Source organism: Polynucleobacter sp. AP-Latsch-80-C2 (genome assembly GCF_018882185.1).
Classification (GTDB): Bacteria; Pseudomonadota; Gammaproteobacteria; order Burkholderiales; family Burkholderiaceae; genus Polynucleobacter.
Genome location: NZ_JACVOY010000003.1, coordinates 48,069 through 65,227, shown reverse-complemented (window position 1 = coordinate 65,227; position 17,159 = coordinate 48,069). Strand labels below are relative to the sequence as shown.

Sequence of the window (17,159 nt, the reverse complement as noted above, 5' to 3'; positions counted from 1 at the left end):
CGGCGATATTGATTTAGCCTTGATTGTCCAATTTTGCTTTTAACAAAGCGCCCAAATTAGTTGTGCCAGACTGCGCATCACCTTGGAGCTTGCTCATTGCATCTTGTTGATCAGAGCTGTCTTTTGCTTTGATTGAAAGATTGATTACGCGTGACTTACGATCAATGTTGATGATCATGGCAGTGACGCTATCGCCTTCTTTCAATACGTTACGTGCATCTTCAACGCGATCTGTTGAGATCTCAGAAGCACGTAAGTAAGCTTCAACTTCATCAGCCAAGTGAATTGTTGCACCCTTAGCATCAACCGCTTTCACAGTACCAGTAACGAGGCTACCCTTGTCGCTGACAGATGTGTAGTTGTTGAATGGGTCGCCAGACAATTGCTTAATCCCGAGAGAGATACGCTCTTTCTCAACATCGATTGCCAATACAGTGGCTTCAACTTCATCACCTTTTTTGTATTTCTTAACAGCTTCTTCGCCTGGCTCATTCCATGAAAGGTCTGAGAGGTGAACTAAACCGTCGATACCGCCAGGCAAGCCAATGAACACACCAAAGTCAGTAATAGACTTGATTGCGCCAGTCAGCTTGTCGCCTTTTTGTTGCGCACGTGAGAACTCTTCCCATGGATTTGCTTTGCACTGCTTGATGCCCAAGCTAATACGACGCTTGTCTTCATCAATATCCAGAACCATGACCTCAACTTCGGTTCCTAATGCAGTAGCTTTGCTTGGAGCAACGTTCTTGTTGGTCCAGTCCATTTCAGAAACGTGTACCAAACCTTCGATACCAGATTCAATTTCAACGAACGCGCCGTAGTCAGTCAGGTTGGTTACCTTACCGAATAAACGGGTGTTTGGTGGGTAACGACGAGCGATACCAACCCATGGATCATCACCAAGTTGTTTCACGCCAAGTGAAACACGGTTCTTTTCTTGATCGAACTTCAAAATCTTCGCGGTAACTTCTTGACCAACAGTCAACATCTCGCTTGGGTGACGCACACGACGCCATGCCAAGTCAGTGATGTGCAAGAGGCCATCGATACCACCGAGGTCAACGAACGCGCCGTAATCAGTGATGTTCTTAACGAGGCCAGTAACCACTGCGCCTTCTTTAAGGTTAGACATCAACTTAGCACGCTCTTCACCTTGGCTAGCTTCAACCACTGCACGACGTGACAACACTACGTTGTTACGCTTACGGTCAAGTTTGATAACCTTGAACTCCATCGTCTTACCTTCGTAAGGGCTGGTGTCTTTGATTGGACGTGTATCAACGAGTGATCCAGGCAAGAATGCGCGGATACCGTTAACCATTACAGTCAAGCCGCCTTTAACCTTACCAGTAACAGTACCGGTAACGATCTCAGCTTGCTCGAGCGCTTTTTCCAAATTCATCCATGATGCCAAGCGCTTCGCTTTATCACGGGAGAGGATGGTGTCGCCATAGCCGTTTTCAAGGGCATCGATAGCAACAGAAACGAAATCGCCAGGAGCTACTTCAATCTCGCCAGCGTCGTTATGGAATTCTTCAACAGGAATAAACGCTTCAGACTTTAAGCCAGCGTTAACAACGACGAAGTTATGGTCGATGCGAAGAACTTCAGCCGAAATAACTTGGCCGGTCTTCATATTCGATCGGGTTAATGATTCTTCAAATAATTCTGCAAATGATTCAGACATGTGTATTCACTTTGTGCCGCCAGAAGGCCTGACGGGTTAGATTAAAAAAGCCTCAAGAAACACGCTAATGAAATGATCGCGTTGTGAAGTTCCTTAAGACACCAAAACTACTCCTTACAGCTAACTTCTACTTCTAACAAAACTAGGTAATAGCAGATTGATACCAATCTAAAACTTCCCTAACTGCTTGATCTATCGATAAATCTGACGTTTCGAGCACTTTTGCACCGTCTGCAATCATTAAAGGGGCTGCGCCTCGGCTACTATCTCTGGCATCTCGCTCCTGCAAATCTTGCAGCAAGTCCTCAAGTTTAGCAGAAATTCCCTTAGCTATCAATTGCTTATAGCGTCGCTCAGCTCTGGCAGAGGCAGTTGCCGTCAAGAAAACCTTCAAAACTGCATCTGGAAATATGACACTGGCCATGTCCCTTCCATCGGCAACTAGGCCTGGAAACTGTCGAAAACTGTGCTGGAGATCAACCAAAGCCAATCTGACCTCGGGATGAATGGCCAAAGCAGATGCTCTTAAACCGATATTTTCAGTGCGAATTGCCTCGCTCACATCCTCACCATCGAGGAAAATCTGACTATTTTTGAATGAAATCAATAACTTAGGAACTAAAAGTCCTAATTCTGGACCATTTTTGACTTCAATTCCGTGTTTTTCGCTAGCTAAGGCAACCAATCGGTAAAGCGCGCCACTATCCAAATAGTGAAAGCCGAGCTGTTGAGCAACCAAAGAAGCGACAGTCCCCTTGCCTGAGGCAGTCGGTCCATCAATCGCGATAACGGGAGGAAGACTCATAAAGGGCAAAAATATTGAGGGCTTAGCTCACAACCTTCGCAAACTCAGCGAAGTAAGTCGGAAAGGTTTTAGCGACGCAATTAGGATCATTAATCTTTAAAGCGTTCAGCCCAAAGGTGGCAAGGGAGAAACACATTGCCATGCGATGGTCATCGTAAGTGTCAATACCTTCACTTGGCGACTTCCAGTCGGCGTGTGATGGTGGAGCCTGCACAACAATGTAGTCAGCGCCCTCTTCAATGATAGCGCCAACCTTCTTTAACTCTTTTGCCATTGCCGCAATGCGATCTGTTTCCTTTACGCGCCAACTAGCAATACTATTTAACCGCGTTGGTCCCTCGGCAAATAATGCGGCCACTGCCAATGTCATTGCTGCATCTGGAATTTCAGCGCAATCGATCGTGATGCCATTCAATTTTCCATTGGTATGTTTTACGCCAGCAACTTCAATCCAATCTTCACCAGCAGTAATGTTAGCCCCCATCAAAGCAAGCGCATCTGCAAACGCTACATCGCCTTGAATGCTATCGCGACCAACACCCAGTACCCGCACAGGGCCGCCACCAATAGCGCCTAGAGCCAAGAAATAAGAGGCTGAAGAAGCATCGCCCTCAACAGACAATTGACCTGGAGTTTTATAAACAGCATCGGATGTTTTTGCAGGGATAACAAATGATTGCGTATCGGGACAAGCTACGTTGACGCCGAAACGCGCCATCAATTTCAAGGTGATGTCGATATATGGTCTAGAAATCAACTCGCCAATCACTTCAATACGTACCGGCTCAGTGGCAACCAGAGGTAAAGCCATGAGCAGTGCCGTTAAGAACTGGCTAGAAACATCGCCGCGCACTTTAACGATATCTTTAATTTGAATATCTGCAGCAGAAATCTGAATTGGTGGATAACCCTCTTGCAACTCGTAATCGATCTTGGCACCTACTTGACGCAAGCCATCCACCAAATCGCGAATGGGTCTTTCATGCATGCGAGCTACACCCGATAGGCGGTAGTTACCACCCTGCATTGCTAGTGCTGCAGTCAAAGGACGAATCGCGGTGCCTGCATTTCCCATAAAAAGATCAGCATCTCTCACTGGGAATTTGCCGCCACAACCCTCCACTACGCAAACATGATTCTCTTTATCTGTCACCGATAGACCCAGTTGACGCAAGGCATTACGCATCACTTGCGTGTCATCGGCATCGAGTAAATTTTTAAGGGTAGTTGTGCCAGAAGAAAGTGCAGCCAGCAAAAGTGCGCGATTCGAAATACTCTTAGAGCCCGGCAAAATAATCGAGCCTTGCGCTCGCGTAAACGGGCCAATCTCAATATCGGGCAAACCACTCATCAAAGCACATCCAAATCTTGGCGCGCTTTACTAGCCTTGTTAAATAATTTCTCTAAACCTGCACCATCATTTTCTGAGATGAGTTTACGCATGTGATTCACGATCAATAAATACTGATCGAGCTCTTTCAAAATAGCGGTGCGATTACCCAGACAAATGTCACGCCACATTTCTGGGCTTGAGGCAGCGATGCGTGTGAAATCCTTAAAGCCTGCACCGACATGGCCAAGCTTTTGCTCAGCATCTTCAGAGTTCACTACGCTTGCCATCAATGCATAAGACAGGAGATGAGGTAAATGGGAGACTGCAGCGTAAATAGCATCATGCTGCACATTTCCGATCTTCTTCACGATGGAGCCAACGGACTCCCAAAAGCCGGTAATCAACGCCGTGTCTTGGGGTGAGTTTTCTTGCAAAGGACAAATAATGGTTTGCTTTCCTACAAACAGATCAGCCTGAGCGGCGCTAGCGCCATGTTGCGCACCGCCGGCGATAGGATGTGCAGGCACAAATTGGCAGGCTTTTTTACCCAAGACTTCTTTTGCCGCCAAGATGACATCACCTTTGGTGCTACCAGCATCTGTAACCATGGTTCTAGGTTCAAGATGAGGCTCAATGATTTCAAACGCAGCACGCATCTGCGCAACCGGCACACACAAAACAATCACATCTGATTTTTTGGCGGCCTCGACCAAGTCCACTACGCCATCAATCGCACCCATCTTTAGCGCTTGATCTAAATTCTCTTTACTGCGACCAACGCCCAATACAGTCTTTACAACGCCAGCCTGCTTCAGAGCCAAACCAAGGGATGCACCAATCAAACCAACACCAACAATAGTGACAGTTCCGTAATTGCTCGCAGGATTAATGATGGTCATCGGCTGGGTAATTTTTTCTAGTTCGTAAGATTTACTTACTCTGCGCCAAGATCTCGCGGAGTGCGGAAATAAACGCCGCATTCTCTTCAGGCAAGCCAATAGAAATTCGGAGCCACTGAGGCAAGCCGTAATTTCCAACAGGGCGAACAATAATGCCGCGTTTGAGTAAGGCCAAGTTAATTCGGCCGCCTGCCTCATCATCATCACCCACTTTGACGAGTACAAAGTTACCTGCAGAAGGTAGATAAGAAAGCTTTAATTCATCAAACGCTTTAGTCAATTGACTGTAACCGGCACGGTTTAATTCAAAGCCTTTTTGCAAGAAAGCCGTATCTTGAAATGCTGCAATTGCTGCTGCCTGAGCCAAGCTATTCACATTGAAAGGCTGACGAATACGATTGAGAAGATCTGTCAAATGCGCTTGAGCAACACCATAACCAATCCGCAGACCCGCCAGGCCATATGCTTTTGAGAAGCTACGGGACAAAATCATATTTGGGAAACGCTTTACCCAAGCAATGGCGTCGTAGCGCTGCTCTGGGGCGAGGTATTCGTTATAGGCCTCATCCAATACCACCACGATATGGCTCGGTACTGCCAATAAGAAATCTTCAATCTCTTTTGCGGTGAGATAGCTGCCAGTAGGATTATTGGGATTAGCAACAAAAACCAGTTTTGCTTTATCACCGGACGCTTTAATCGCAGCCAACATTGCTGGCAAATCATGACCATAAAGACTCGTTGGGGCAACCTCAATGGATTTCGCTCCAACAGCTTGAGTGGCCAAGGGATATACAGCAAATGCATGACGAGAGAAAATGATTTCATCACCCGCCTGCGCAACAGCACGAGCAGCCAACTCCAAAATGTCATTGCTACCGTTGCCCAAGGTAACCCAGTCAGCAGGAACACCTAGACGCTCAGAGAGCACTTTCTTTAATTCAAAACCATTTGAATCTGGATAACGACCAAGATCGGCTGCTGCTTTGATCATGGCGTCTTGCGCAGACTGCGGCATACCCAATGGATTTTCATTGGAGGCCAACTTCACAATCTTGCTCTCATCTAAACCATAGTCACGCGCAACTTCACTAATTGGGCGTCCACCTACATAGGGTGCAATGGCATGAATATGTTTTAAACCAATTTTTGAAGTCATTCTGGCTGCTTTAATTTAGCTTTGGAGACACTTAAGCGGAGTGCGGATAAGAACCAAGTTTTTTATAGAAGGCGGCTGTTTCTTTTAACTCTTCTAAGGCCTTCACAACTTTTGCATCAGAAGAATGGCCTGAGATATCAATGTAAAAATGATATTCCCAAGTACCTTTTCTTGCAGGTCGTGACTCAAAGCGATTCATCGATACCCCATGCTTCGCAAGAGGCTCTAGTAAGCGATACACAGCACCAGGCTGGTTATCTACCGATAACACCAATGAGGTTTGATCATGCCCTGTAGGCTGACATTCGTAACTACCAATCACGACAAAACGCGTACGGTTATGGGGATCATCTTGAACTTGTGCTGCCACTACTTGCAGACCATAAGCCAATTGAGCGGGATCACCTGCGATAGCAGCTAGGGCTGGGTCACCAGCAGCCATGCGTGCTGCTTCAGCGTTACTGCTTACTGCTTGACGCTTTAATTGAGGTGCATGCTGACTTAACCACTGCTGACATTGCGCTAAAGCTTGGGCATGAGCACAAACGGTCGTGATACCATCTAAGTTACCGCTCTTCGTTAAGAGATGATGATGAATTGGTAATACCACTTCACCGCTAATATGCATCGGCGAATCCAATAACAAATCTAATGTACGAGAGATGGCGCCTTCGCTAGAATTTTCTACAGGTACTACGCCAAATTGTGCGGAACCTTTTTCCACTGCTTTAAAAACTTCATCCAGACTATTACAAGGCAAGCCCGCAATAGAACTACCAAAATAAGTGTGTGCCGCTTGCTCTGAAAAAGTACCTACAGGACCCAGATAGGCGATCGTCTGACGCGCTTCTAAAGCTCTACAGGCTGACATGACTTCACGCCAAATCGCTGCAATACCATCGGGCAACAATGGACCGCGATTAATTTCCTGAAGTTTGGCAACCACTTGACGCTCACGTTCAGGACGAAATACTGGGGAAGCAAATCCGCCTTTAATGTGCCCCACTTCTTGAGCAGCTTTAGCACGCTGTGACAGCAGATCTAAGATCTGCGCATCTAAGGAGTCAATTTTTTCTCGCAAGGGAGCCAAGCGCTGTTCTTCAGTACTCATTAAGCCCGCCTTTCAAAGTCACTCATAAATTCAACGAGCGCTTTAACGCCCTCTAAAGGCATGGCGTTATAGATACTGGCACGCATACCGCCTGCAGCTTTATGACCGCGCAAGGCAACCAAACCAGCAGCATTCGATTCTTCCAAGAACTTTGCATTGAATGCCTCGTCCTTTAGGAAGAAAGTCACATTCATTCGTGAACGATATTCTTTGTTCACGCGATTTTCATAAAAACCACTTTGATCCAAATAGTTGTAGAGCAAAGCGGATTTTTCTTGATTACGCTTTTGAATTGCTTTGACGCCGCCCTGCTTTAACAACCACTGAAAGCCTAAGCCAGCCATGTAGATGGCAAAGGTAGGTGGAGTATTAATCATCGACTGAGTATTTGCCTGAACAGCCCAATCCCAAATGGTTGGCGTAATGCCCATGCTGTGCCCGATTAAATCTTTACGGATGATCACAATGGTGACACCCGAAGGACCAATATTCTTTTGGGCACCAGCAAACCATACGGCACACTTATTCACATCCATCTCTTTGGAGAGAATGTTGCTAGAAATATCTGCTACCAAGGGCGTATTGCCTACATCTGGAATGTCTGCGAATTCAACACCACCAATGGTTTCATTCGCACAGTAATGAACATATGCAGCATCATCAGATAACTGCCAAGTGGATCTCGCCGGAATCGTATTAAATTTTTCTGCGACTGAAGATGCGGCTAAGTTTGCAGTGCCGTACTTCTGCGCTTCTTTGAATGATTTCTCAGACCAAACACCCGTAACAATGAAATCGGCCTTCGGGCCATGCTTCGCCAAAGGCATTAAGTTCATTGGAATAGCGGCGTTTTGACCAAGGCCACCACCCTGCAACAGCAAAATTTCATAGCTGCCGGGAATGTTCATTAGAGTACGCAAGTCCTGCAAAGTTTCTTCATACACTGCCATGAACTCTTTGCTGCGATGGCTAATCTCCATCACACTCGTACCAAGACCTTGCCAATTCAGCATTTCATCAGCAGCCTGCTTCAATACCTCTTCAGGCAAAGTAGCAGGCCCCGCAGCGAAATTAAAAATGCGGCGGTCAAAGGTCATGATATTTAGCTGTCCTTAAGTGATACCAAGTTAGGCATCACCTGCCGCATCAGTATTGGAATCGGTTGCTGGATCAGCAGATACATCACCTTCTTCTGCGTCATCAATCTCACCCTCGTCATCAGAATCACTTTCAGCAATTCGTTGCAAGCCAGACAAGCGAGTACCTTCATCCACGTTAATCAAAGTAACGCCTTGAGTTGCGCGACCCATCTCACGAATTTCAGAAACGCGAGTGCGAACCAAGACGCCGCCAGTAGTGATCAACATAATTTGATCTTCTGGTGACACCAAAGCAGCCGCAACTACTTTGCCGTTACGCTCAGAGGTCTGAATCGCAATCATGCCCTTAGTGCCACGACCATGTCGTGTGTATTCAGCGATTGGAGTGCGCTTACCGTAACCATTTTCAGTAGCAGTTAATACGCTACTTGGAATAGCCATACCGCTAGCGTCTACCACTGCAGCCTCAGCACCTTCAGCAGCTTCCGCAGGAGCAACCAGCATCGCAATCACTTGGTGACCTTCACCCAAATTCATGCCGCGCACACCACGTGCTGTACGACCCATTGGACGAACATCATTCTCATCAAAGCGAACAGCTTTACCTGCATCAGAGAACAACATCACATCATGCTGACCATCAGTAATTGCAGCGCCAACCAAGAAGTCGCCTTCGTTTAAGTCAACCGCAATAATTCCGGCCTTACGCGGATTAGAGAAGTCAGACAAACGGGTCTTCTTGACTGTACCCAAGCTTGTTGCCATGAAGACATATTGATCATCCTGATATCCCTTGATTGGGAGAATCACAGTGATCTTTTCGCCTTCAATCAATGGGAACATATTGACGATCGGCTTACCGCGGGAATTACGACTGCCTTGCGGCACTTCCCAAACTTTCAACCAATACATGCGACCACGATCAGAGAAGCACAAGATTGCGTCATGCGTATTCGCTACAAATAAAGTGTCAATCCAATCTTCATCTTTAGTTGCTGCAGCTTGTTTGCCGCGACCACCACGTTTTTGTGCGCGGTACTCGCTCAATGGCTGGCTCTTCATGTAACCAGTATGAGAAAGAGTAACCACCATATCTTGCGGAGTAATTAAGTCTTCCGTGAAGAGTTCGGTTGCATTCATTTCAATAAATGAACGACGGCCTGTATCACCACCAGCAATACCAAACTCTGCTTGTACTTCTTTCAGCTCACTCTCGATTACTGAAGTGACGCGCTCTGGCTTTGCTAATAGATCCAACAAATCAGAAATTTCTGACATCACCTCTTTGTACTCATTCACAATCTTGTCTTGCTCAAGACCAGTCAAGCGTTGTAAACGCATCTGCAAAATTTCTTGCGCCTGACTGTCTGACAAGCGATACAAGCCAGTGCTTTGCATACCGTACTCAGGCAACAAACCTTCTGGACGATACGCATTGCGACCGCCAGGGGTATCCGTCTCAGCACGTGCCAACATCTCACGCACCATCGATGAATCCCAAGCCTTGCCCATTAATTCTTGTTTAGCAATCACTGGGTTTGCAGCAGCTTTAATAATGGCAATGAACTCATCAATGTTTGCCAACGCAACTGCTAAACCTTCCAATACGTGACCACGCTCGCGCGCTTTACGCAATTCAAAAATCGTACGACGCGTGACCACTTCGCGACGATGCTGCAGGAAGTACTCCAGCATTTGTTTCAAGTTCAACAAGCGTGGTTGGTTATCTACCAAGGCCACCATGTTCATACCGAAGTTATCTTGAAGTTGAGTGCTCTTATACAAATTGTTAAGAACAACCTCGGGCACTTCACCGCGCTTCAATTCAATCACTACGCGCATACCGGATTTATCTGACTCATCACGCAAATCAGAAATGCCTTCAACTTTTTTCTCATTTACGAGCTCAGCAATACGCTCGAGCAAGTTCTTTTTGTTTACCTGATATGGCAACTCATCGACGATGATCGCCTGACGCGCACCCTTATCAAGATCTTCAAAGTGCGTTTTGGCGCGCATCACTACACGCCCACGACCAGTGCGATAGCCTTCACGGACCCCCTGAACACCGTAAATAATGCCGGCGGTCGGGAAATCTGGGGCTGGAATAATCTCAATCAGTTCATCAATCGTGCATTCTGGGTTGTGAAGCACGTGTAAACAGGCTGTAACGACCTCATCCAGGTTGTGAGGGGGGATATTGGTAGCCATACCCACCGCAATGCCAGAACTACCGTTAATCAGCAAATTAGGCACTTTTGCAGGAAGAATGAGGGGTTCTTTCTCGCTACCATCGTAATTTGGCCCGAAATCAACGGTTTCCTTATCCAAATCGGCCAAAAGCTCATGGGCGATCTTGCGGAGGCGGATCTCGGTATAACGCATCGCAGCTGCGTTATCGCCGTCTACGGAGCCGAAATTGCCCTGTCCGTCAACCAGCATATAGCGCAGAGAGAAATCCTGGGCCATACGAACGATCGTGTCATACACCGCAGAATCACCGTGCGGATGGTATTTACCGATTACATCGCCAACTATACGGGCAGATTTTTTGTAAGCTCGGTTCCAATCGTTGTTTAATTCATACATAGCGAATAAGACCCGGCGGTGAACCGGTTTGAGGCCATCGCGCACGTCTGGCAGGGCTCTGCCGACGATGACGCTCATTGCGTAGTCCAAATAGGACCGCCGCATTTCGTCTTCGAGGGATATTGGTAGTGTTTCTTTAGCGGCTTGTTCCATCTGGAAATAATATCATTTTGATGACAGGAGCCCCCTATGCTAAGATTCTGTCAGTTTGTACGAAATTGAGATGTGTCGCTTTGCGGTTTTTTGCTTCAAAGTAGGGCGAATTACATTTAAGTTTGACTTTAATTAAAAAAGAGATTTTTGAGGACTAAAAATGAACAAAACCCTAAAACTGTTGATCGCTTCTGTTGTTACTGTTTCTGCTACTGCAGCAATGGCTACTGACAACTGGGAAAACAGCACTGGCACCAACTGGCGTAATGGCGACGGCACACTGTGCTGGCGTGATAACAACTGGACACCTGCAACTGCCGCTAATGGTTGTGATGGTGCTTTAGTAGCTGCTCCTGCTGCTGCTGCTGGTGTAAGCCAAAGCAAAATCACTTTGCAAGCTGACACACTTTATGACTTCGACAAAGCTACATTGAAGCCAGAAGGTAAAGCTACTTTGGACAAAATCGCTGCTGATTTGTCTATGATCAAATTGGAAGTCATCATCGCTGTTGGTAATACAGACAGCGTAGGTACAGATGCATACAACATGGCTCTCGGTCAGCGTCGTGCGCAATCCGTTAAAGCTTACCTCGTAGCTAAGGGTGTTGACGGTAGCCGTATCTACACAGAATCAAAAGGCAAGAGCAATCCAGTTGCAAGCAATGCAACTGCTGAAGGCCGCGCTAAGAACCGCCGTACTGACATCGAAGTTGTTGGTACAGCAGCTAAGTAATTCGCTTTACTTGTAAAAAAGCCCGCTGATGCGGGCTTTTTTATTTCCGCTATATTCGTAATATCCCCATTAGCACCCCAACTGTCTGAATCCATATGAACGTCGACCAATCTGAAATCGCTAAATTTAGCGCCCTAGCCCATCGCTGGTGGGATCCCAATAGCGAATTCAAGCCTTTGCATGCCATTAACCCTCTGCGCCTATCATGGATCAAATCCTCTGTGAATCTAGATGGCAAGAAAGTTGTTGATATTGGATGTGGTGGTGGCATCCTAGCTGAATCCATTGCCCAATCTGGCGCTGATACCACTGGTATTGATTTGTCAGAAAAAGCACTCAAGGTTGCTGAATTGCACGCCTTAGAGGTTGGCGCAAACCTCACCTATCGCGCCATTTCTGCAGAAGATTTAGCGCAAGAGCAACCAGAGCAATACGACGTAGTCACTTGCATGGAGATGCTTGAGCACGTTCCAGACCCTGCTTCTGTCGTTCGCGCTTGTGCTGTTTTATGCAAACCAGGCGGAACATTATTTTTTAGCACCCTCAACCGCAGCACAAAGTCCTACCTATTTGCCATTATTGGAGCTGAATACATTCTGCGACTGCTCCCAAAAGGGACTCATGAATACGCAAAATTCATTAAACCCTCTGAATTGCTTGCCTTTACCAGAGCTGCCGGATTAGAACTCTTGGGCATGAAAGGTTTGAGCTACAACCCCCTTACTCAGGTTTACAGCTTGAATGATGACGTCGACGTTAATTACATGATTGCCGTAAGGAAGTAATTTAAAGCGTGAGCAATTTATTGAGTCCCTATCATGGCGTTTTCTTTGATCTTGATGGCACCCTAGCCGATACGGCGCCTGATTTGGTGGCTGCCACCAATAAATTATTAGTGGCCCGCAATCTTGCGCCTAAGCCATATACGGAATTACGTCCATGTGCCTCTGCTGGTGCACGCGGCTTAATTGGTGGCGCCTTTGGTATTGGCACGGATCACCCTGATTTCATTGAGCTACGCGATGAGTTTTTCATCAACTACGAAAAAGCCTTGCTCGTTGATAGCAAATTATTTGACGGCATTGATCATCTATTGCAGCAAATGGATGAAGCCAATCTCCCCTGGGGAATTGTCACCAATAAAAGTGAGCGATTTACAAACCCACTAGTAGATTTGATGGGGCTACGACAAAGATCCGCCTCAACTGTTTCTGGTGATACAACGCCACATTCCAAGCCCCATCCAGAACCCATACTGCATGCAGCTCGGGTAGCCAATATCGATCCCACCAAATCAATCTATGTGGGCGATGACATTCGAGACATTGTGGCGGGTAAGGCAGCTGGAATGCATACCGTGGCAGCTGCTTATGGCTACTGTGGCTGCAATGAACCTCCAGAGTCTTGGGGCGCTGATTTCATCATCAATAATCCACTCGATTTATTGAAAATCATCTTTCCCAGTAGGGCTTAGATACCCTCGTAAAAGATATTGGGCAATTTAAAGCTGACGGCCTTAAAATAGAGGTTCTTATGCATGAACTCCGGGGTCGACATGGTTTCGACGTGGATTACAAAGCATCAAGGGCATACCGAGGACCCGTTATCTCGTAAATCAATGGGAATGTAATAACTGCAAACGACGAACGTTTCGCACTAGCCGCTTAATTGCGGTTGCCCCTGAACTGATTCTCTCTTGGGTCAGCTAGCGAAAGCTAGATCAGGGTCATATACAAGAGATAAGACTATTTCGTGTCACGAGGAATAGTTCGAAAACTTAGTGAATCGTCAGCGTGGAACATGTCAATCTGTGACTAGCCGATTAAATTAAATGATATGACTAAGTATGTAGAACTTGTTGTAGAGGATTTGCGGACGCGGGTTCGATTCCCGCCGACTCCACCATTAATGACAAACCCCTCTGATTTTTAGAGGGGTTTTGTTTTTCCAACTGATTACTTTCTAATCTTCCCTATTTCGCTGCCAGGCGCCACAGCGAAGTAATTTCTTTTGATCTTGCCGCATGCAAGGCATCCGTTTTATCAAATGCTTTGGGATGATGGGGCTCAGTGTCTCGACGCTCGATGACTTTTAAGTCTGCCGCATCAATCCACTCTAGCAGTGCCTCTCTAGTGCGCAAGCCAAGGTGCTCTGCCAAATCAGAAAGAATGAGCCAACCCTCGCCGCCTGGTAATAAATGGTCTTTCAGTCCACCAAGGAAGCCTTTGAGCATTTGACTCTCTGGGTCATATACAGCGTGCTCTAAAGCGGAACTCGGTCTTGCAGGTAACCAAGGTGGGTTACACACAATCAAGGCTGCCTTACTCTGCGGAAATAAATCTACATTCAAGACGTCCACAACATCCTCCAAACCAAGATCTGCGATATTTTCGAGTGCGCATGCCAAGGCTCGCTCACTCTGATCTGTTGCAAGAATCTTTTGCACCCCCCGCATCGCCAATACCACCGACAACACTCCTGCACCAACGCCGACATCAAAAGCTATTGAGTCCTTCTGAATGACAGCGGGCAAGGGGGTCTTCAATACCAGCTCGATATACTCCCCGCGAACCGGAGAAAACACGCCGTAGTGTGGATGAATGCGGATCTCTTCATCATCTCTAGTTAAAACCTGAACGCCCTTCTTGCGCCACTCATGAGCGCTGATAACACCAAGCAATTCTCTCAGGGAGATGACATAAGGCTCGGTCTGATTGCCATAAGCCTCTAGACAGGCCTGGACGACCTCAGGAGCCCTTCGCAAAGAAATACTATGGTCAGCATTCACGGGAATAAGCAACATCCCCAAAATGCGCGCACGCTGCGACTGAGAGAGACGGTGAAGATTAAAAGCCTCTAAGGGGCTTTTGCCTTTTTCCTTTTCAACGCGGTCGGCTCTATGGGATTTCTTAGAAGGTTTATCAACCCTTCTAACGAGAGCCTGCAGTAATTGGCGGGCATTCTGAAAATCACCCTGATATAGCATCGCTGTGCCTTCGCAAGCCATGCGATAGGCAAGATCCGCAGTAAGCGTGTCGTCAGCCAGGACTACCTTTTGGTGGGGTCTGATGCCATTTTCAGAATGCCATCGAGCGCTAAATTGCTCGCCGCCCTCCTCCCAGTGAATCATCGCTTAAGCAATCACAAAGCGATTATTTTGATAATCGTCAATTGCTTGCTCTATTTCAGCACGCGTATTCATAACAAAAGGGCCGTATTGCGCAATCGGCTCATGCAAAGGTAATGCAGCTAGAACAATAAATTGAGCGCCAGCGGCTCCCGCCTTTACTTTAAAACGATCACCATCACCCAGCACAATCGCAGCCTGCTTTGGTGCTGCGCGCATCGGGCCACCGACCTCTAAATCACCTTCATAAATATAAATAAAGGCATTTTGTTCTTTGGGTATGCGGTGCTCGAACTCGGCATTAGCTGGCAAATGCACATCTAAAAATAATGGCGCGGTCGTAATGCCTTGGATTGGCCCGTTAGTCACTTTTTCGCCACCTTCAAAACTACCTGCGATAACCTTAACTGATCCCCCGTTATCTAAAGAGACTTTGGGTATATCTTCCACCTGAATATCTTTGTAGCCAGCAGGCTTCATTTTTTCTATTGCAGGTAAATTGATCCACAACTGAAAACCCCGCATCGCACCGCTGACCTGTTGCGGCATTTCAGAATGGATAATGCCGCGCCCAGCCGTCATCCATTGCACGCCACCCGTCTTGAGATGTCCCTGATTGCCCAAATGATCCTCATGGAGCATATGACCTTCAAGCATATACGTGACTGTCTCAAAACCTCTGTGAGGATGCGCAGGAAAACCAGCAACATAATCATTGGGATCATTCGATGAAAACTCATCGAGCATTAAAAAAGGATCCAAGCGAACTTGCTGCTGGCCACCTAAACTGCGACGCAACTTCACGCCCGCACCATCAGAGGTAGCGATACCAGGAATAACAGTTTGAATATTGCGAATCATACTTTTTGAGTCATGCTTTCCATTAGGCTGGCGGGTGATCTTCAGGATTGACATCTAAGGCAATTAAGAAACGGGACACCATGTTGTAAGCCGCAATCACGGTTACTAACTCAACCGTATCGGTGCTACCCAGTTCTTTTTGCAGACGCCCCATGAGCGCTCCATCAACCTGAATATTGCGCGTCATTTGAAACGTTAAATCTGCCGCATCATTTTCCACTTGGCTAAATAGATTCTTCGGGAAATTGGCTTGCCCGATTAAACGCAAAGCTTGAACTTGCTCTTCGGTACCGCCTGCCTTTTTAAATGGTGGTGCATGATGAAAAAATTCATACTCGGCGCCATTGAGGACGGCCACTCCACACATGGCTAACTCGCGTAATTTAGGATCCAAAGACAAGTTGTTACGAATCTCTCCGATAAAATGATTCCAACCCTCGGCAATCGGTACGCTATGCAATAGCATGCGATCAAGATTAATAAATTGACCGCCGCGTCTTTTGCGAATCGCGGCAACCAGTTCAGCTGGCTCGGCCAAATCCATTGGCTGATAAGGAATTAAACGTTCAGACATAGTAACTTTCTATTGACCAGTTTCTTTAATATTGTTCTCAATCACAAACTTGCCCCATACCGCAATTTGCTTACCAATAAAGTCGCGCAGTGTTTCAGTTGTGCCACCCACAATATCAATCCCTTGGGCTTTGAACTTATCTGCTACAGCAGGTGTTTTCAATACTTTATTTAAAGCCTTATTCATTGCATCCACCACGGCAGGAGGTGTCTTCGCTGGCGCTAAAACACCCCACCAAGCAGGAGCACTAAAGCCCGGGAAACCACTTTCAGAAATAGTCGGGACATTAGGCAACGCTGCAGATCTTTTAGCCGTAGTAATTACCAATGGGATCACTCCACCACTATCAATATGCGGCTTTACTAAAAACTCAGATCCGACTGCCAACTCGACCTGTCCACCTAGAACGTCCTGCATTAAAGGACCTCCCCCACGATAGGGAATGTGATTCCAATCAAATCCTGCTTGCTTAGCGAGGCGTGCCATGGCTAAGTGACCTAAGCTACCAATACCAATCGAGCCATAACTAAATTGCTTGCCGGTTTTAGACATATCAACCAATTGCTTAAAGCTGGTGATGCCAGATTTTTTACTCGCAACCAACACCATTGGTGAGGTACCCACCAAAATGACAGGCGCAATATCTTTAATGGTGTCATAGGGTAGCTTGTCTTTGAGACTTGGATTAACGCCATGGGTATCAAAGACCACTGCAAATGCGTAACCATCAGCATCGGATCTTGTCATTGCAGAAGTACCGATAACGCCCGATGCACCCCCAATATTTTCAACAATCACATTTTGTTTTAATTCAGACTGCAAAGCAGGAGCCAAGACACGGGCAACCTGGTCCACAGATCCACCAGGCGGAAATACGGCAATTAAGCGAATAGGCTTTTGGGTAGGCCAAGCCCCGGCGCTCCCAGATTGAGCATTTACAAGACTGCTAGCGCCCAAGGCCAAGAAAGCGAATAGAACAGCTCTTTTGGCTATTTTTTGCAAAAGCATCATGGATCATCTCCTCCCAA

15 protein-coding genes and 1 other RNA gene are annotated in these 17,159 nt (G+C 46.8%); 4 read left to right on the top strand and 12 right to left on the bottom strand.

Annotated elements, in window-relative coordinates:
- Nucleotides 1-13: 13 nt before the first annotated feature.
- The 8 genes from rpsA to gyrA all read right to left on the bottom strand — a co-directional run bounded on the left by rpsA (nucleotide 14) and on the right by gyrA (nucleotide 10,836).
- On the bottom strand, nucleotides 14-1,687 hold the full coding sequence (gene rpsA / locus ICN47_RS04645; RefSeq protein WP_068324328.1) for a 30S ribosomal protein S1: 1,674 nt from the start codon (nucleotides 1,685-1,687) through the stop codon (nucleotides 14-16).
- A 142-nt stretch (nucleotides 1,688-1,829) separates the two neighbouring features.
- Nucleotides 1,830-2,492 carry a (d)CMP kinase gene (gene cmk, locus ICN47_RS04640; RefSeq protein ID WP_216218734.1) on the bottom strand — a complete coding sequence of 221 codons (663 nt, stop codon included), beginning with the start codon at nucleotides 2,490-2,492 and terminating at the stop codon, nucleotides 1,830-1,832.
- A 22-nt stretch (nucleotides 2,493-2,514) separates the two neighbouring features.
- Entirely contained in the window at nucleotides 2,515-3,843 is a 1,329-nt protein-coding gene (aroA, locus tag ICN47_RS04635) for a 3-phosphoshikimate 1-carboxyvinyltransferase (protein WP_370626262.1), read from the bottom strand.
- Complete coding sequence (locus ICN47_RS04630) at nucleotides 3,843-4,724, bottom strand: prephenate dehydrogenase/arogenate dehydrogenase family protein (RefSeq protein ID WP_216218733.1); 882 nt, start codon at nucleotides 4,722-4,724, stop codon at nucleotides 3,843-3,845. Before ICN47_RS04630 ends, aroA begins: the two co-directional genes overlap by 1 nt.
- Before the next feature lie 31 nt (nucleotides 4,725-4,755).
- On the bottom strand, nucleotides 4,756-5,883 hold the full coding sequence (gene hisC, locus ICN47_RS04625; protein WP_216218732.1) for a histidinol-phosphate transaminase: 1,128 nt from the start codon (nucleotides 5,881-5,883) through the stop codon (nucleotides 4,756-4,758).
- Between the two features lie 31 nt (nucleotides 5,884-5,914).
- A complete protein-coding gene (pheA, locus tag ICN47_RS04620; RefSeq protein ID WP_216218731.1) occupies nucleotides 5,915-6,994 on the bottom strand; it encodes a prephenate dehydratase in 1,080 nt (359 codons plus the stop codon).
- On the bottom strand, nucleotides 6,994-8,091 hold the full coding sequence (gene serC / locus ICN47_RS04615; RefSeq protein WP_216218730.1) for a 3-phosphoserine/phosphohydroxythreonine transaminase: 1,098 nt from the start codon (nucleotides 8,089-8,091) through the stop codon (nucleotides 6,994-6,996). The genes pheA and serC overlap by 1 nt, the downstream gene beginning before the upstream one ends.
- A gap of 30 nt (nucleotides 8,092-8,121) precedes the next feature.
- Entirely contained in the window at nucleotides 8,122-10,836 is a 2,715-nt protein-coding gene (gyrA, locus tag ICN47_RS04610) for a DNA gyrase subunit A (protein WP_216218729.1), read from the bottom strand.
- 160 nt (nucleotides 10,837-10,996) lie between these two features.
- Between gyrA and ompA the strand changes: the two genes are divergently transcribed.
- The 4 genes from ompA (at nucleotide 10,997) to ssrA (ending at nucleotide 13,474) form a co-directional block, all read left to right on the top strand.
- Nucleotides 10,997-11,569 carry an outer membrane protein OmpA gene (gene ompA, locus ICN47_RS04605; protein WP_216218728.1) on the top strand — a complete coding sequence of 191 codons (573 nt, stop codon included), beginning with the start codon at nucleotides 10,997-10,999 and terminating at the stop codon, nucleotides 11,567-11,569.
- A 95-nt stretch (nucleotides 11,570-11,664) separates the two neighbouring features.
- A complete protein-coding gene (gene ubiG / locus ICN47_RS04600) occupies nucleotides 11,665-12,354 on the top strand; it encodes a bifunctional 2-polyprenyl-6-hydroxyphenol methylase/3-demethylubiquinol 3-O-methyltransferase UbiG (protein WP_216218727.1) in 690 nt (229 codons plus the stop codon).
- Between the two features lie 8 nt (nucleotides 12,355-12,362).
- Nucleotides 12,363-13,043, top strand: coding sequence for an HAD family hydrolase (locus ICN47_RS04595; protein WP_370626261.1), 681 nt, complete (start codon nucleotides 12,363-12,365; stop codon nucleotides 13,041-13,043).
- A 72-nt stretch (nucleotides 13,044-13,115) separates the two neighbouring features.
- Nucleotides 13,116-13,474, top strand: a transfer-messenger RNA (tmRNA) gene (gene ssrA / locus ICN47_RS04590).
- Nucleotides 13,475-13,541: 67 nt separating this feature from the next.
- Here the strand turns inward: ssrA and ICN47_RS04585 are convergent.
- Genes ICN47_RS04585 through ICN47_RS04570 form a run of 4 tightly spaced genes read right to left on the bottom strand, consistent with a single transcriptional unit; the run spans nucleotide 13,542 to nucleotide 17,142 of the window.
- Nucleotides 13,542-14,699 (bottom strand): class I SAM-dependent methyltransferase, encoded by a 1,158-nt coding sequence (locus tag ICN47_RS04585; RefSeq protein WP_216218726.1) that lies wholly within the window; start codon nucleotides 14,697-14,699, stop codon nucleotides 13,542-13,544.
- 3 nt (nucleotides 14,700-14,702) lie between these two features.
- Nucleotides 14,703-15,611 (bottom strand): pirin family protein, encoded by a 909-nt coding sequence (locus ICN47_RS04580; RefSeq protein WP_255538922.1) that lies wholly within the window; start codon nucleotides 15,609-15,611, stop codon nucleotides 14,703-14,705.
- Nucleotides 15,580-16,131: a carboxymuconolactone decarboxylase family protein gene (locus ICN47_RS04575; protein ID WP_216218725.1), complete on the bottom strand. Its 552-nt coding sequence runs from the start codon at nucleotides 16,129-16,131 to the stop codon at nucleotides 15,580-15,582. The genes ICN47_RS04580 and ICN47_RS04575 overlap by 32 nt, the downstream gene beginning before the upstream one ends.
- A gap of 9 nt (nucleotides 16,132-16,140) precedes the next feature.
- Complete coding sequence (locus ICN47_RS04570) at nucleotides 16,141-17,142, bottom strand: tripartite tricarboxylate transporter substrate binding protein (RefSeq protein ID WP_216218724.1); 1,002 nt, start codon at nucleotides 17,140-17,142, stop codon at nucleotides 16,141-16,143.
- Nucleotides 17,143-17,159: the final 17 nt, after the last annotated feature.

Bases quoted from the DNA above. Each gene is read 5' to 3' on its own strand.
- rpsA (WP_068324328.1), bottom strand. From the start codon at position 1,687: ATGTCTGAATCATTTGCAGAATTATTTGAAGAATCATTAACCCGATCG.
- cmk (WP_216218734.1), bottom strand. From the start codon at position 2,492: ATGAGTCTTCCTCCCGTTATCGCGATTGATGGACCGACTGCCTCAGGC.
- aroA (WP_370626262.1), bottom strand. From the start codon at position 3,843: ATGAGTGGTTTGCCCGATATTGAGATTGGCCCGTTTACGCGAGCGCAA.
- ICN47_RS04630 (WP_216218733.1), bottom strand. From the start codon at position 4,724: ATGACCATCATTAATCCTGCGAGCAATTACGGAACTGTCACTATTGTT.
- hisC (WP_216218732.1), bottom strand. From the start codon at position 5,883: ATGACTTCAAAAATTGGTTTAAAACATATTCATGCCATTGCACCCTAT.
- pheA (WP_216218731.1), bottom strand. From the start codon at position 6,994: ATGAGTACTGAAGAACAGCGCTTGGCTCCCTTGCGAGAAAAAATTGAC.
- serC (WP_216218730.1), bottom strand. From the start codon at position 8,091: ATGACCTTTGACCGCCGCATTTTTAATTTCGCTGCGGGGCCTGCTACT.
- gyrA (WP_216218729.1), bottom strand. From the start codon at position 10,836: ATGGAACAAGCCGCTAAAGAAACACTACCAATATCCCTCGAAGACGAA.
- ompA (WP_216218728.1), top strand. From the start codon at position 10,997: ATGAACAAAACCCTAAAACTGTTGATCGCTTCTGTTGTTACTGTTTCT.
- ubiG (WP_216218727.1), top strand. From the start codon at position 11,665: ATGAACGTCGACCAATCTGAAATCGCTAAATTTAGCGCCCTAGCCCAT.
- ICN47_RS04585 (WP_216218726.1), bottom strand. From the start codon at position 14,699: ATGATTCACTGGGAGGAGGGCGGCGAGCAATTTAGCGCTCGATGGCAT.
- ICN47_RS04580 (WP_255538922.1), bottom strand. From the start codon at position 15,611: ATGTCAATCCTGAAGATCACCCGCCAGCCTAATGGAAAGCATGACTCA.
- ICN47_RS04575 (WP_216218725.1), bottom strand. From the start codon at position 16,131: ATGTCTGAACGTTTAATTCCTTATCAGCCAATGGATTTGGCCGAGCCA.
- ICN47_RS04570 (WP_216218724.1), bottom strand. From the start codon at position 17,142: ATGATGCTTTTGCAAAAAATAGCCAAAAGAGCTGTTCTATTCGCTTTC.